This is a genomic window from Bacillus cereus group sp. BfR-BA-01356 (assembly GCF_022663635.1).
Lineage (GTDB): Bacteria > Bacillota > Bacilli > Bacillales > Bacillaceae_G > Bacillus_A > Bacillus_A cereus.
In genome coordinates this window covers 33,422-49,508 of record NZ_JAKUFX010000001.1, presented here as the reverse complement: position 1 = coordinate 49,508, position 16,087 = coordinate 33,422, and the positions used below count along the sequence as shown (strand labels likewise).

The following is a 16,087-nucleotide window of genomic DNA, read 5'->3' as shown; positions in this document are numbered from 1 at the left end:
TCTGTTAATCATTAGCCGTGAAGGGTAGGGGACTTATTAATATACTTTTACTATATAAGTAAAGTGTTTTGAAATTGAAAATATTTGATTGACATCTTAATGATAAAAATTAAATGTCAGATAAGTACTTTCCAACATACAGACCACTTGCAGCTGCTTGAGATAATGAATGCGTAACGCCTGAACAATCTCCAATTAAAAATAGCCCATGTACACTAGTTTCAAAATGATTATTAATTTTTATCGTAGGAGCATAGAACTTTCCATCAATTCCATATAGTAAAGTATGTTGATCGATAGGCTCTTGTATAAATTGTTCTAAACGTAATAAAAATTCTTTTAGCCCTTCAATATATAATTGAGGAATTTCTTGATTCAAATCTCCATAATCTCCCTGTAGTGTAGGTTGTATACGATTATGTTCCATGCTGTTTTCCACCGTAGGTTGTTTCTTTAGTAAGTCCTCTAAGCGCTGTATAACAATCCGATCTCGTCCTTGGTTAATGCCTTGAATAATTGAACTTGCGTATACATTTGCTTCTTTGAGAGTTGGAAAATAGCGAGGAATAAATAAAGTGAAATTTAAGTTAGAAGTGCCAGTTCCTTGCTCTCGAAAATTTTGACCGTCAGGCATAACTAAACCTTCTTCGTACTTTCGAATGATGCGTCCTTTTGGATTCATACAGTAAGTAGTTGCTATGAAATGCTCACCTTGATAAGAAAGTTTTGTTTCAAAAGTATCTTTTAATATAGAGCGTAATTGATGTTCTTTCATTTCTACTCTAATTCCTAAATCTACACGTGTTTGCTCCTGAGAAATATTTAGGGAACTGCACATTTCTTCTAACCAATCGGCTCCAGAGCGCCCAGTTGCTAATACTAGTTGCTTAGTTTGAACTGTTCCTTGATTTGTCTCTATTGTAAAATGATCTTCCTGTTTCAGAATATGTTGTACATCTATATGAAATTGGATCTTTATTTTCGTCAGTAAAAATTCATAGAGCTGCTGAAAAATGTTACTGGAAAGTGTAGTACCAAGATGTCTTACTTCTGTTGTTAGCATTTGTAAACCACACGCTTCAGCTCTCTTAGTGAGACTTGAATTTTCAGTAGAATATTTTGAAACCGAACTTCCACCAAACTGACATAGAATTTCATCTACTTCAGCCATGAGTTGTATAAAACCCTCTTTACCGACTTTTTTCTCAAGTTCTCCGCCAAATCCGTTTGTATAATTAAATTTCCCTTCAGATTTGCCTAAACCACCAAACCCGAAATATTTATCACATGTAGTACAATTACACACTTTTCCTTCGTCTAAAGGACAATGGCGATCTTCTAGCGCTTTACCTTTATCAAGAATTAAAACTTTTTTGTTACTTTTAGCTAGTGAATAAGCCATAAAAATGCTACTTACTCCAGCGCCGATAATCGTAACATCATACATATTCTTCCACCTGCTAACGAATAGTTTGTTTTTTATTTTTCTAGTGTATAACAATTTTATGAAGTTAAGAAATAGTTTTTATTAATAAAGTGGGAGTTTTTGAACTTGATGCTTTATTAATTTCTACGAGTGGTGGAGTAAATACAAAAATTTTTATTTGAAAGAAAAAATAGTTTGAAAAATAACTATGTCATATGATTAATAACATCTTACATAGAAAAAAACAGACCTTTTAAGTGAAGAGGTCTGTTAATGATTTTAAATCTTATTTAGCAAACACATGGTTACCAATTACTGCTACTGTTTGACGTGTCGTAATCCACTTGTCTGTTGATGTTTTTGGATTGTAGAAATAAAGCCAGTCAGAATGTACTCCATTTGTGGAGATAGCCTCTTCTACAGCCATTTTTGCTTCTGCGCTTGCAGGCTGATTAATTCTTCCATCTGTAACAGGAGTAAATGCATATCCGTATTTAATAGGTTCATAAATAACGCCTGTTATTGTATTTGGAAAACCTTTTGCATTTACACGATTTAGTATAACTTTCGCTACTGCTACTTTTCCTTTATACGATTCGCCACCTGCTTCAGCAGTGACTAAGCGTGCCATTAAGTCTTTTTCTTTTTGTGAAATGCTTGAGTTGATTTTTAAATGTTGTCCTGTATAAAGCTTGTTTCCGACTGTATTGTTTATTTGTTTTATAGATTGGACAGTGACATTGTAACGCCTTGCTATCGTTTCTAATGAATCTCCCGGTTGTACTTGATAAATAATTTGTCCAGAAATGTTCGCTGGCTTGGCGTTTTGAGGAACAGTGATTTCATTTGATTTCACGGACCCTGGAATATGTAACTGTTCGCCAATAAAGGTTTGATCGTTTCCTTTATTATTAGCCTGTTTAATGGATTGTATTGAAACTCCGTATTGTTTACTAATGCCCCAAAGTGTATCGTTCTTTTTTACTGTATGAATGGTAGAAGCTTCAGCTGTGCTTTGACTACATACGAATGTAATTGCAGCTGCAGATAAAGGGATTATATGTTTTAGTTTTAGTAATTTCATTGTAAATCCTCCTAAGAAAAAATTAAGGTGAAACTATTAAGTAATGTAGTTTGAAATGTATATATGCGTAATATATTAATGTAAGTATATTAGCACATATAGAATAAATAATCACTATAAGTTTCATATTCGTGTAGTGTAGAGTCCGAATATGAAATATTGCATATGAAAATACATTGAAGTTCATATTTCTGATTACTATAATCTATTTAGTAGAAAGGGAATACGTTATAGAAATAAAATCATTATAGATTAATATAATAATTAATTATTAATAGGAGGATTAATGGAATGAAAATATTTCAAAAAATGTGTGCGTCAACTGTAATCATTACAGCACTTTTAGGAACAGGAGGTACTATCAATAGTGTACATGCTGATTCTATAGAACAGCAGATTAAATCAGGGATAGAACAAGAAACAGATAAGCAAATCATTGTAAAATTTAAAGCGGATTTGGATTTGCCATATGAAGATGGTATTGAAAAACAAATACAATCTCAAACGAATGATAAAGTAATAAAAGATCTTTTGACAGAATATCCAGATGTAACATTTACTCGTTTATTCACATCTGTAAGCCCGGAACAAATACAAAACCTTGAAGTGAAAGCACCTAATCATGTATCTACAAGTTTATTAAACTACTATATTCTTCAAAATCAAAATAGTGGGTATGAAGAAGAAATAGTAGATAAGTTAAAGGCATCTTCTTTAATAGAAGATGCATATATGAAGAGAAAAGAGAAAATAATGCCACCTGAAGTGCAATCATCAAGTGTAGCTCTTAATCCTAGTAACAATCCTAGATTTAAAAAGCAAGGTTATCTTGAAGCGGCCCCATACGGTATTAATGCGCCTTTCGCCTGGGAAATTCAAGGCGGTAATGGAAATGGTATCACTTTTGTTGATATGGAATACGGATGGCTATTAAATCATGAGGATTTATTACATCAAAATATTGAATTAATGTCTGGAAGAAATATAGATCAGCATGTCGGTCATGGGACGTCTGTACTAGGAATTGTATCCTCTGAGGACAATGAAGTCGGGAATATTGGGATTGCGCCAAAAGCGAAAGCAAAGGTTATCTCTCAAATAAGAGATAACGGACAGTATAATACGGCTGATGCAATATTAAGCGCTGTAAATCAGTTAGAAGCTGGGGATGTTTTATTGTTAGAGGCTCAAGCATCTTTCGATGGATATGGTGATAAATATTTACCTGTTGAAGTACAACCAGATATCTTTGATGCAATTCGTGCTGGTACAGATAAAGGGATTGTAATTATAGAGGCTGGAGCAAATGGGTGGAATGATTTAGACCAGTTCAAAGATAGAAAAGGTAAGCAAGTCTTAAATCGTAATAGTAAAGATTTTAAAGATTCGGGTGCAATTATGGTAGGCGCTGGCTCTTCATCTTTCCCTCATGAACGTATGTGGTTTTCGAATTATGGAAGCCGTATTGATGTGTACGGATGGGGAGAAAATGTAGATACAACTACAGCTGAACAAAGTAGAAGTGCTGTAAATCTTTATACTTCAAGCTTTAGCGGAACATCTAGTGCTTCGCCAATTATTGCTGGGGCAGCGACTTTAGTACAAAGCATTGCTAAAGAAAATTTAGGACAACCATATAGACCTAGTGAACTAAGAGCAATATTAAGCAACCAGAGCACAGGAACAAAATCTAAAGATCCATATGCAGATAAAATTGGTGTTTTACCAGATTTGAAGTCTATACTAGTAAACTTAGGCTATGAACAAAGAAAACCAAACGGTGGGAATGAATTACAAGTAACAGAAAATGAACCAAATAATGAGCCTAGACAGGCAAATAAAGTTAACTTTCATACACCGGTGAAAGGAACGCTATATAATAGTGATAGAGTAGATGTATTTACTGTCCAAATTGACTCGCCGGAAAATATTAATATTTCTTTACTAAATGAACAAAATATCGGAATGACATGGGTACTTCATCATGAATCAGATTTAAATAACTATGTAGCATATGGTGAAAATGAAGGCAATGTAGTTAAAGGAACTTATAATGCAAAGCCAGGTAAATATTATTTATACGTCTATAAATATGAGAATAAAGATGGTTCATACGTATTGAACATAAAATAAGTAAAAGGAACTTCAGATGAAGTTCCTTTAAATTTTTCTAATTTAGTATATGTGAATGATTTTTTAACTTTACTTCTATGCAATATTTCATATTGATGAAATGTTATTTATTTTTTCTGAACTAGCTTATATTATATTCAATAAGTTTGATATAAAAACAGAAAAAGAGAGGGATAATAATGAGCAATAAGAAGTTAATTTTGAAATTATTCATATGTAGTACAATATTTATCACATTTGTATTTGCTTTACATGATAAGCAAGTAGTTGCAGCTAGCTCTGTTAATGAGCTTGAAAATTGGTCGAAATGGATGCAACCTATACCTGATAATATCCCGTTAGCACGAATTTCAATTCCAGGAACACACGATAGTGGGACGTTCAAGTTGCAAAATCCGATTAAGCAAGTATGGGGAATGACGCAAGAATATGATTTTCGCTATCAAATGGACCATGGAGCTCGCATTTTTGATATAAGAGGACGTTTAACAGATGATAATACGATAGTTCTTCATCATGGGCCATTATATATTTATGTAACACTGCATGAATTCATAAACGAAGCGAAACAATTTTTAAGAGATAATCCGAGTGAAACGATTATTATGTCCTTAAAAAAAGAGTATGAGGATATGAAAGGGGCAGAAGATTCATTTAGTAGTACGTTTGAAAAAAATTATTTTGTTGATCCTATCTTTTTAAAAACAGAAGGAAATATAAAACTTGGAGATGCTCGTGGGAAAATTGTACTACTAAAAAGATATAGTGGTAGTAATGAATCTGGAGGATATAATAATTTTTATTGGCCGGATAATGAGACGTTTACCACAACTGTAAATCAAAATGTAAATGTAACAGTACAAGATAAATATAAAGTGAGTTATGATGAGAAAGTAAAATCTATTAAAGATACAATGAATGAAACGATGAACAATAGTGAGGATTTAAATCATCTATATATAAATTTTACAAGCTTGTCTTCTGGTGGTACAGCATGGAATAGTCCATATTACTATGCCTCTTATATAAATCCTGAAATTGCAAACCATATAAAACAAAAGAATCCTGCGAGAGTAGGCTGGGTAATTCAAGACTACATAAATGAAAAGTGGTCACCATTATTGTATCAAGAAGTTATAAGAGCGAATAAGTCATTAATAAAAGAATAAAGATGATGAGAGTGAGAAGCGATAAAATATATCGCTTCTTTTTATTTTTAAAGTGGATGAGTAAAAAAACACGAAAGTGGTTGGTCCGCTTTTTACAAACATCTATTATGATAAGAGAAGAAAGGTAGTATGTTATCAACGTTTTAAAGAGGAAGGTTTTTATGTAAGTTCTTTAATTAAAATAGATGGGTCTTAGAGAGGTGAAAAGACAATGAGTTTTGCAATTTCACTAGTCGTTATTATTGTAATTGTATCGCTATTTGGGACTGTACTAGTTGCAAGAAACGTGGAGGAGAATTACGGAAAGTCTACAAAGAGAAATGTGAAAAACTTATCAACTATTTATATTATCCTTCTTTTCGTACTACTTGTTGGAGTAACGTGGTATGCAGTAGTGATTTAATAGTTTTTAAAGAAAAAGGTTAATATTGTGTATGATGGAGGAAGATGATTTTGATAAAAAATGAACGTCACGTTTTAATTGTTTTTCCGCATCCAGATGATGAGTCATATTGCGTGGCGGGTACAATTTTAGCTTATGTTCAGCGGAATGTTCCTCTAACTTATGTTTGCTTAACGTTAGGTGAAATGGGGAGAGCGATGGGAAATCCTCCTTTTGCAACACGTGAATCATTATATGCTATAAGAGAGAAAGAACTAAAGAGGGCTACAAATATTTTAGGTATTAAAGATTTACGTATGATGGGATATCGTGATAAGACCCTTGAATTTGAAATTCCTGGAGAGTTAAGACGTGTAATACAAAAATGTGTAGAAGAATTGAATCCTTCATTGGTCATTTCTTTTTATCCGGGATATGCAGTTCATCCAGATCATGATGCAACAGGAGAAGCGGTGGCTGCGGCTTTAGCTACTATTCAGGAAAATAAAAGACCAACGTTTTATGCGGTAGCTTTTTCAAATAATCATGAAGTGGAAATAGGTCCGCCACATTTTAAAAATGAAGTGAAAGAATATGTTCCAAAAAAGCTAGAAGCATTGCAAGCACATGCATCACAGTTTACGACTAAAGTAACAGAACTAAAAAGAGAGTATGAAGATGGTGTACCGGAAACAGTCGAGTGGTTAGAAAGAGAACCGTTTTGGATATATTCATTCAAAGATAAAAATAAGTGATGCTACAGCTGAAGGTGATGAATATGTATTTTGTATATAAGAATCGAAAGGTTTTTTATAATATAGAAGGATCAGGTCCAGTCATATTGTTTTTACATGGGCTTGGAGGAAACGCAAATAATTGGTTATATCAAAGGCAATATTTTAAGGGAAAATGGACAGTGATCTCACTTGATTTACCAGGAAATGGAAAATCTGGAGGGCTAGAAATTAACTTTAAAGAATATGTAAATGTTTTGTATGAGTTATGCAATTATTTAAAGTTACAAAAAGTAGTCATTTGTGGACTTTCAAAAGGGGCTAGAGTAGGTGTTGATTTTGCTATCCAATATCCAGAATGTGTTTCTAGCTTAATTATTGTAAATGCATTTCCCTATTTGGAGCCTGAGGATCGAAAGAAGCGGCTTGAAGTATATGATTTGCTTAGCTTACATGATAACGGGAAAAAATGGGCGGATACATTGTTGAAGGCGATGGGAGTAGCGAATAATGAAGTAATTGTCAGGGGATTTTATCAATCTTTACAGTTTATTAATCCGGTGCATATTCAAAGATTATTTGCTGAATTAGTAGATTATGATCAAAGACCATTTCTTTCGAATATTACATGTTCCGCTTTAATTATAAGAGGGGAAAATGATGATTTTGTCCCCGAGAAATATGTAAGAGAGTTTGAAAGCCGTTTGAAAAATACAACTTTTATTGAGTTTAAAAATAGTGGACACTTACCTTATTTAGAAAAGCCAAGTAGCTTTAATATGACAGTAGAAAGATTTTTAAATCATGTAATTAATTAATACTATTATTACAGTCAATACTGTTATTAGTGAGTAAAATATAGTTAGTTTTGAGAGGGGGCAACTATATGGAATGGAAACCAAATCGTGCAGATAAGACACCTGTATATAAACAAATTGCGGATTATATTGAAAGAGGCATTTCTTCAGGCGAATTTCCTTCTGATAGTAAGTTACCTTCTGAGCGTATGTTAGCAAAGAAATTACAGGTGAACCGGAGTACAATAGTAGCTGCGTATGAAGAATTAAAATCACTTGGAGTAGTAGAACGACAAAAGGGAAGCGGAACACGGGTCAATACAGATATATGGGGTGTCTCACATAAACGAATACCGAACTGGGGTAGGTACGTGGAGGATGGATCGTTCTTACCTAACGTACCACTCGTTCAACAAATTCGAACGGAAACACAAAAAGATGATTTAATTAATTTAGCAAGTGGTGAACTGTCACCAGAATTAATTCCAAGTGATAGATTTCGAACAATTTTGTCGGAGAAAACATTTATGGAAAACCTCGGCTATGACCATCCACTTGGAAATGAGATGTTGAGAAAAACAATTGCAGCACATGTTCAGCAATATAAACAAATTGAAGCAGATTCAAGCTCTATTCTTATTACGTCAGGAGCACAACAGGCGCTTAATCTTATCGTTCAATGTTTATTAAAACCTGGCGATGCAATTGCGATTGAAGATCCGTCATATTGTTTTTCGCTTCCAATGTTTAAATCGGCCGGTTTAAACATATTTCATTTACCTGTTGATGAGCATGGAATGAATCCAGATGACTTAATAGATTTGCACAAAAAGCATCGCATTCGTATGGTATTTTTGAATCCAGATTATCAAAATCCAACAGGTACTGTGCTTTCATTAGCGAGACGTAAAAAAATTTTAGAACTGTCTTCTGAGTTCGGTATACCAATTGTAGAAGATGATCCGTATAGTTTAATTTCTTTTAATGGAGAAGTGAACCCGACATTAAAATCAATGGACCAAAATGGAAATGTTCTTTATATAAGTTCATTATCAAAAATTGTTGCATCAGGATTACGTATTGGATGGATAATTGGTCCTACACGTGTAATTGAGCGTTTAGCAGATGCAAAGCAACAAGTTGATTTTGGCCATAGTGTATTTACGCAGTGGGTAGCAAATCAATTTTTAGAATCAAAGGATTTTCATACACATATTACGATACTTCGTGGACAATTGAAGCAAAGAAGAGATGAATTAATTGCAGAGCTTGAAGGAACATTGGGAGACCGAGTTGAATGTTTCGTGCCAGAGGGTGGAATACATGTATGGTGTAAAGTGAAAGGAAAGTTTGATGAATATCACTTATTAGGTGAATCTATACGGAATGGTGTCGCATTTGTTCCGGGCAGTGTTTTAGGTTCGAAAAATGAATATATACGATTTACGTTTGGTAGAGCGAATATAGAACAAATTCAACTTGGAATTAAACGGTTTGCCGACACGCTACATGAGATTTCATAATATGGATGTGTGATAGTGAAATGAGGGAAAGAAATGAAGTACGTGACGCTTTTACTTCAAGTAGGCGTGCTATATGTATTTAGCCTAGTGGGTACGTGGATTCAAGGAGTATTCCATCTATCAATGCCAGGAAGTTTAATAGGGATGTTAATGCTGTTCCTGCTCCTTTCCACTCGCATTTTACCGTTAAAATGGTTTGAGTTAGGTGCGGAAAAGTTAATCGTATTTTTACCGTTATTTTTAATCCCTTCGACAACAGGGCTGATGGAATACGGGTCTTTTCTTTTCAGTAAGGGGAGTATTATATTCCTTTTAGTAGTTGCAAGTACTGTAGTAACTTTGATTGTTTCAGGGTATATAAGTCAATTATTAATAACAACAAAAAAATAAAATCGACAAGGTGCACGATTCAAATGGTCTTAATTATTATTACTGTAGCAATTTATTTCTTGGCGACAAAGCTATATGAAAAATTTACGTTTGCATTTACGTTACCGGTGTTAACAGTTACGGCAATTATGATTTGTTTATTTTTCATTTTTGGTATTTCTCATCATGAGTATAGGGAAAATGGAGGAGACATTCTTTCAAGCTTATTGAGCCCTGCAATTGTAGCATTAGCCATACCTCTATTTAAAGAGCGAAAGATACTTATGAAAAATTTTTTATCGATACTTATTGGAGTAGTGATAGGTATAGTGGCTGTAACGAGTATGAATGTAGTGATTGGCGGAATTTTAAATATAGATAAGGAACTTATATTAACTACTTTACCACAGTTAGCAACGATGCCTATTGCCCTATCATTAGCGGATCAAATTGGTGGTATTCCATCTATGACTTCTAGTTTTGTAGTTGTTGCAGGAATAACAGGCGCTATGATCGGACCAACAGTACTTAAGTTTTTCAGTATAACAAGTACGATTGGAAAAGGAGTTGGAATGGGCTGTGCATCACATATTATCGGTGTGAGCCGTCTCGTGAAGGAAGGCGAGAAAGAGGCGACAATCGGTTCGGTGACGATGATTGTAACTGGAATACTCATTAGTATATTCATACCGTATGGAACGAAATTTATATTTTAAAATGTAATGGAGATGATGAAAATGACAACATGGTTTATAGTTACATTATTTATTTTTGGCGCTCTTAAAGTGCTAGTTTCTAGTATGCCCACTTCTGTTGTAGAATCAATTATTAGTAGATTTGAATTGCATCAAAAGCTTGAGGCGGAAAATACTTCTATATCGATAGATGGAAAAAATATAGAGGGAGAAATGAAACTACAAGTTATTCATGAATTTAATGAGGCTTTGTTTTTAGATAAACATTATTTCCCGCCGCAAGGAGAAGGGACACCAATAGTCATTGATACGAAGAAAGGGAATAAAGAGATTAGATTTTCTCTATATAGCTATGAGGAACATGTTGATGTCATTAAGCAATATAAGAAGAAAGTCGTTGCCTATCGTTTAAGCTCTAAAAGCCTTCAAACATTGGCACCAGTAGCAATAACGGAAGAGTATGCTTAAGAAGGGACCTATAATGGTCTCTTTATTTTTTTATCCAATTATATACGTTCCAAATAAAAGAATGAAAAATCATATAACCAAATAAAGAATATGTATGGTTCCAATTCGCGCTATGTACAAATAAACCTAAACTTTCAGCAACCTGTTCAAAAAGGCTAGCACAAATACCGATTGAAATAATAAATAAAATTCTAGAAACTTTAGATAATTTTTTTGAAATGTGTATAAAGATAACTGTTAAAATCGGCAGTACGAACAATGTAAAAGCTATATTAACCGAAAATGTGGATGAGAAGGGCCTAGCCGGAAAGGAATATATTTGTTTATGAACAAAAAAGGCATCTAAGCAAGTTCCAATAATAGAAGAGAGAAAGATTGTAACTACTAATGCTAGAAACTCATTCTTCTTCTCGGAGGAGGACATTTTTCTTTGCGAGAATGGCGAGTTCAATTTTTTCGAGTGTTTTGCAGTAGTCTTCTGTAATTTGTCCATTTATATTTTCCTCCTTATCAACTAAGTAATTTACAACTTGCCAATCGGTAAACCAATCTTCACTGTCAACTTCTTCATGCTTCATATCTCGCCATGCATAGATGAGTGCAGGGCTGTATATGCGATAAGCGCCATTTCGTAACTGGCATTTCTTTATTCGGCGCTTATAAAACTCACGGGAAAAAGATTCATTTACACTTGAAAATAAATGGGGCCAGTAATCTTTCCTTGATCCTGTATGTGGATGGTGTTGAGCCCAGCTTATTATTTGAGATAAAACATGTGTATCTCGAAATAATAATGAGTACAATCTTTTTCCGATTAATATCCGTTCATGTAAGGAAGTGAAATGTTTCATTGTATCACCAAATAGTAATACTTTTTGTTTCTTATCATTTTCGTAGAATGGGAAAAGAATATGATTAAACTGAAAGAAATCAAAGAGTTTAAATCCAATACTATTTAGTACAGTCTTTTTAAATTGTACATTTTGAATCACTCTTTTTTCTAAGTAGTTTTGTTCATTAATAATAGTTGCAATCGCTAAAGTTTTTTTGTTACCTGTTTTCCAAAAATGGTTCCACATCGTTTCCATAAATGTAGAAACATTTAGGTGAGAAAGAAGGTGAAATAACTTTTGTGATCTCTTTACACTTTGTTCGTAAAGTAAAAATTGAGGGTATACATCTTGGAAAATAAGCCAATTCCCTCTTTCTAAAAAAGAAAAAAATATGAATTGATCTTTCTCTGATAAAATTCTCGTATATAAATCCCCCTTTAAATCAGTCATATTCCAACCGCCGTTACGTGATACCATATGTCCAAGCAGTGCCCAATGTATTTCTGGATATTGAATGTAAAATTGGTAGTATGCGCGTGTTCTTGTAACATTATTTTTATTTAGCTGCTCTGTTTGTATTTTTATTTTGTTGATGATGAGTTGTTCTTCTTTCGTTAATTTATACATGGTGTCAGAAGGAATAAGCTTGCTTTTTTGTTTTAATTCATTTTTTACGTCGAATAGGGAGAGAGGCAGTGCTTTGGAAGGTCCGTTATATGTATGATTTGAATTGCTTCGGTCCATTCCGTTACCTCCCTTTTTCATAAATTTAAACATGATTATTGGCTATGAATCATTCTATTTATTTTATTACGAGTATAAGAAATAAATGAGCGGTGTTTTTTTACAAGGAATTTATTTATCATGCAAACAGTATAAAAAATCTTACTGTTGTGAGGTGAAATGAAAAACAGAAACTATGTTTAATAGTTTCTGTTTTTTTATTTTGTCAATTAAATGTAACAAACGACGATTATGATTTGAATCAATTGAAAATAATTCAATAAATATTATTTAAATTGAGATGTTTCGTAGGAGGAAAAAGAATGTTAAATAAAATAATTTTAATTACTGGTGGGACAGGTTCGTGGGGGCATGAACTTATAAAACAACTATTAGAAAAATCACCGAAAGAAATTAGAATTTTTTCAAGAAATGAAACGGTTCAGTTTGAAATGCAGCAAAAGTATATAAATGATGATAGGTTAAAATTTATTATTGGAGATATTCGTGATAAAGATCAACTAGTCTATGCTTGCCAAGGTGTACATTATGTGTTCCATCTTGCAGCTTTAAAACATGTTCCAGTATGTGAGTATTATCCTTATGAAGCTATAAAAACCAATATACATGGTACGCAAAATGTAATTGAAGCCTCTATACAGATGCAAGTTGAAAAAGTTATATATGTTTCAACGGATAAAGCAGCCGATCCATCAAATACGTATGGGATGACAAAAGCAATTGGTGAAAAATTAATGGTTCATGCGAATATACAAACGAAGAAAACAAAATTCATTTGTGTTCGTGGTGGAAATGTTTTAGGAACGAGTGGAAGTGTAGTACCACTTTTTAAACAACAAATTAAAAGATCTTCACAAGTAGGGATTACCGATGCGAATATGACTAGATTTTTCTTAACAGTTGAAGATGCTGTTGGATTGTTATTTAAAGCAGTATATCAAGGTAGAGGCGGGGAAATCTTTGTTATGAAAATGCCGGCATGTAAAATAACAGATTTAGCAGAAATATTAATTGAAGATTCAAAAAAAGAAAATATTAAGGTGAAAGAGGTAGGGATAAGACCGGGTGAAAAATTAAGTGAAATGCTTCTATCTGAGGTAGAGAGTAAAACAAGTATAAGTTTTGATCAAAATTATTTTGTGGTACTACCGACGATTCCTATCGAAGGACCTCAAGAATATTATTCTAGCTATCCGCTAGTGGATGTGAAGAGTTTTAGTTCTCAACAAGACTTGCTTGCAAAACATGAGGTGAAACAAATGCTATTAAAAGGAGGGTTTTTGCGATGAAAAAAAATGCGAGCCTTTTAATAACTGGTGCAAATGGTTTCACAGGACGCCATGCTTGCCACTATTTTTTAGAGCAGGGCTTTCATGTAATTCCTATGTTTCAAAATCGTGCACATAGAGAAAAAATTAGAAATGGTATTACGTGTAATTTAACTAATAAGAGCGAAGTAATGAAGGTAATGAAACAAATAAAGCCAGACTACGTATTGCATTTAGCAGGAAGGAATTCGGTTATAGAATCTTGGACAGCTGCTCTTGAGTATATAGAGATTAATGTAATAGGAACGTTATATTTATTAGAAGCAATTAAGCAAGAAGCCTCGCATTGTAGAACATTAGTTATAGGATCTGCTTTGCAAGCAGATAGTATGAACGAAATAAAAATTTCAAATCCATATAGTTTAAGTAAAACGATGCAAGTCATTATTGCAGAGGCTTGGGGAGGATTAATGGATTCAAATATTATCATTGCAAAGCCCTCAAACTTAATTGGTCCAGGGGAATCGAATGGCATTTGTTCGATTCTCGCAAAGAAAATGATAGATATAGAATCAGGTAGAAGTAAAGCCATTATTGAAGTAAACAGTTTGAAAGATAGTAGAGATTTTCTAGATGTACGTGATGCGATTAAAGCGTATCATGTGTTATTACGAGATGGAATAAATGGAAAACAATATAATATCGGATCAGGAGTAAAACAATCTTTATTAAATGTACTAGAACAATATAAAGAATTAACACAGTTAAATTTTTTTATAGAGGAAACAGGGAAAAGTGGGAGCGACTCAAATGAGAGTTTAGCAATAGAGGAAATAAAAAGGTTAGGTTGGATCCCAGAAATTGAATTTCATCAATCATTAAAAGATGTACTTGAGTATGCGAAGTGTAGTGACATCTGCATGCAATGAAAAACAAAAAAGGGTGTAAGAAATATATGAATGATTATGAAATAATAGATAATCAAAATACGCTATTTCTTTCAATTGTTGATACGTTGGATTGGAGAGATGAAGAAGCGCATGTATTGCGTCTGTATGAGGCAATACATAAATATCAAGCGTATGTAGAAGAAAAAAGGGTTAATCAAATAAAGTCAGCATTAGAGACGGAAACTAGGTATGTGATTCAAATCTTTGCTCAATACGAGTGTAGTGAGTATGGAAATGATTTTTATGAACTCATTAACGATCTTTTACAAGATATAGAGGTGGAGTTAAAGATTTATATAAAAAATAATAAGTTTATTTACATTTAAAAGGTAAAGAGAAAGCTAGATTTTTAATAATAAAGGTGGGTATAAGTTATGAGCAAAACGATTCTTTTTACTGGGGGCGGTACAGCCGGACACGTTATGATTAATATTGTATTAATTCCTAAATTTATAGAGAAAGGCTGGAGAGTCGAGTATATTGGATCCAAAAATGGAATTGAAAAATCATTAGTGCAAAATGTTAAATACAATAGTGTTTCAACGGGAAAGCTTAGGAGATATTGGGATTGGGAGAATTTTAAAGATCCTTTTAAAATTATACGCGGTTGTTTACAAAGTTATAATTTAATTAAGAAAACAAAGCCTGACGTTATCTTTTCAGCAGGAGGATTTGTTTCAGTTCCTGTAGCTATAGGAGCATGGTTAAATCGTGTGCCTATAATTATACGTGAACCAGATAGCACATTAGGGCTTGCCAATAAAATAGCATTACCTTTTGCTACAAAGCTATGCACAACATTTCCTCAGACAGGAGAAAATGTAAGTAATGAGAAGAAGGTTTATGTAGGACCAATTGTAAGGGAAGAAATTGAGAAGGGTAACGTATTACGAGGAAGAAGATATTGTGAATTTCAGCAAGATAAACCAGTATTATTAATTATGGGTGGGAGTCAGGGTGCTAAGTGGATAAATGATATGGTAAGGGAATGTGTAGATACAATACTATTAAACTTTAATATTATTCATATATGTGGTAAAGGGAAGGTAGACCCATCTATTGGCATGGAGGGATATATGCAATTTGAATATATAGGCGACGAGTTGCCGCATATACTAAATATGGCAAGTGTTGTAGTTTCTAGAGCGGGTTCTACTGCTATTTCTGAATTGTTATTTTTGAAGAAACCGATGTTGCTTATCCCGTTAACTAACAGTTCCAGTAGGGGAGATCAAGTTTTAAATGCTGAATATTTTTCACGGCAAGGATATGCGGAAGTTATACTCCAAGACAGAGTAAGTACGAATACATTTATACATGCAGTAAATAAGTTGTATACAAATAAGGAGAAATATATTCAAAACATGAATGGATATAAGAAAACAAATGATGAGGGAATTCATCAAATAATAGATATAATAAATGAAGTGGTGAAGTAATAGAAATGTAAATAGAAAAACAAAAGGAAAGAAGGTATCTTCTTTCCTTTTTGCTATATTTGTTCTAATTAGT

General features: G+C 33.2%; 17 protein-coding genes. 13 read left to right on the top strand and 4 right to left on the bottom strand.

The annotated features are described in order from the left end of the window. Positions 1–109 precede the first annotated feature (109 nt). Together MR168_RS00255 and MR168_RS00250 are read right to left on the bottom strand one after the other, a co-directional pair. Complete coding sequence (locus MR168_RS00255) at positions 110–1,447, bottom strand: NAD(P)/FAD-dependent oxidoreductase (protein WP_086411750.1); 1,338 nt, start codon at positions 1,445–1,447, stop codon at positions 110–112. 265 nt (positions 1,448–1,712) lie between these two features. Continuing rightward, entirely contained in the window at positions 1,713–2,510 is a 798-nt protein-coding gene (locus tag MR168_RS00250) for a cell wall hydrolase (protein ID WP_000771174.1), read from the bottom strand. A 291-nt stretch (positions 2,511–2,801) separates the two neighbouring features. Here MR168_RS00250 and MR168_RS00245 point away from each other — a divergent pair, with 291 nt between their 5' ends. From MR168_RS00245 to MR168_RS00205, 9 genes are all read left to right on the top strand, one after another. Next, a complete protein-coding gene (locus MR168_RS00245) occupies positions 2,802–4,643 on the top strand; it encodes a S8 family peptidase (protein ID WP_086411749.1) in 1,842 nt (613 codons plus the stop codon). A 179-nt stretch (positions 4,644–4,822) separates the two neighbouring features. Then, on the top strand, positions 4,823–5,812 hold the full coding sequence (gene plcA / locus MR168_RS00240; protein ID WP_086411748.1) for a phosphatidylinositol diacylglycerol-lyase: 990 nt from the start codon (positions 4,823–4,825) through the stop codon (positions 5,810–5,812). Between the two features lie 211 nt (positions 5,813–6,023). After that, the gene (locus MR168_RS00235; RefSeq protein ID WP_000006467.1) at positions 6,024–6,215 is read left to right on the top strand and encodes a hypothetical protein; all 192 of its coding nucleotides are present in this window, start codon (positions 6,024–6,026) and stop codon (positions 6,213–6,215) included. 53 nt (positions 6,216–6,268) lie between these two features. Beyond that, the gene (gene bshB2, locus MR168_RS00230; protein ID WP_042867561.1) at positions 6,269–6,949 is read left to right on the top strand and encodes a bacillithiol biosynthesis deacetylase BshB2; all 681 of its coding nucleotides are present in this window, start codon (positions 6,269–6,271) and stop codon (positions 6,947–6,949) included. A gap of 23 nt (positions 6,950–6,972) precedes the next feature. Then, positions 6,973–7,746 (top strand): alpha/beta fold hydrolase, encoded by a 774-nt coding sequence (locus tag MR168_RS00225; protein WP_086411747.1) that lies wholly within the window; start codon positions 6,973–6,975, stop codon positions 7,744–7,746. A 68-nt stretch (positions 7,747–7,814) separates the two neighbouring features. Next, the gene (gene pdxR / locus MR168_RS00220; protein WP_016123267.1) at positions 7,815–9,248 is read left to right on the top strand and encodes a MocR-like pyridoxine biosynthesis transcription factor PdxR; all 1,434 of its coding nucleotides are present in this window, start codon (positions 7,815–7,817) and stop codon (positions 9,246–9,248) included. A gap of 33 nt (positions 9,249–9,281) precedes the next feature. Further along, positions 9,282–9,638, top strand: coding sequence for a CidA/LrgA family holin-like protein (locus MR168_RS00215; RefSeq protein WP_000878492.1), 357 nt, complete (start codon positions 9,282–9,284; stop codon positions 9,636–9,638). Between the two features lie 23 nt (positions 9,639–9,661). Then, a complete protein-coding gene (locus MR168_RS00210; protein WP_006922209.1) occupies positions 9,662–10,333 on the top strand; it encodes an LrgB family protein in 672 nt (223 codons plus the stop codon). Positions 10,334–10,354: 21 nt separating this feature from the next. Then, positions 10,355–10,780: a YfmQ family protein gene (locus MR168_RS00205; RefSeq protein WP_086411746.1), complete on the top strand. Its 426-nt coding sequence runs from the start codon at positions 10,355–10,357 to the stop codon at positions 10,778–10,780. A 22-nt stretch (positions 10,781–10,802) separates the two neighbouring features. Here MR168_RS00205 and MR168_RS00200 read toward each other — a convergent pair whose 3' ends face one another. Both MR168_RS00200 and MR168_RS00195 read right to left on the bottom strand, forming a co-directional pair. Further along, positions 10,803–11,204, bottom strand: coding sequence for a CBO0543 family protein (locus MR168_RS00200; protein WP_033692454.1), 402 nt, complete (start codon positions 11,202–11,204; stop codon positions 10,803–10,805). Next, on the bottom strand, positions 11,179–12,357 hold the full coding sequence (locus tag MR168_RS00195; RefSeq protein ID WP_000376164.1) for a DUF2515 domain-containing protein: 1,179 nt from the start codon (positions 12,355–12,357) through the stop codon (positions 11,179–11,181). Before MR168_RS00195 ends, MR168_RS00200 begins: the two co-directional genes overlap by 26 nt. Before the next feature lie 302 nt (positions 12,358–12,659). On the opposite strand from MR168_RS00195, the gene MR168_RS00190 reads away from it, so the two are divergent. From MR168_RS00190 to MR168_RS00175, 4 genes are read left to right on the top strand one after another with little or no spacing between them, the layout of a single operon-like run. After that, the gene (locus tag MR168_RS00190; protein WP_086411745.1) at positions 12,660–13,646 is read left to right on the top strand and encodes a UDP-N-acetylglucosamine 4,6-dehydratase family protein; all 987 of its coding nucleotides are present in this window, start codon (positions 12,660–12,662) and stop codon (positions 13,644–13,646) included. Beyond that, positions 13,643–14,554, top strand: coding sequence for an SDR family oxidoreductase (locus tag MR168_RS00185; RefSeq protein ID WP_000739075.1), 912 nt, complete (start codon positions 13,643–13,645; stop codon positions 14,552–14,554). The genes MR168_RS00190 and MR168_RS00185 overlap by 4 nt, the downstream gene beginning before the upstream one ends. Next, positions 14,551–14,901, top strand: a complete 351-nt coding sequence (locus MR168_RS00180) for a DUF6572 domain-containing protein (RefSeq protein WP_015055176.1) — start codon at positions 14,551–14,553, stop codon at positions 14,899–14,901. The genes MR168_RS00185 and MR168_RS00180 overlap by 4 nt, the downstream gene beginning before the upstream one ends. A 48-nt stretch (positions 14,902–14,949) precedes the next feature. Continuing rightward, the gene (locus tag MR168_RS00175; protein WP_000047564.1) at positions 14,950–16,014 is read left to right on the top strand and encodes an undecaprenyldiphospho-muramoylpentapeptide beta-N-acetylglucosaminyltransferase; all 1,065 of its coding nucleotides are present in this window, start codon (positions 14,950–14,952) and stop codon (positions 16,012–16,014) included. The last annotated feature ends 73 nt before the right edge of the window (positions 16,015–16,087 follow it).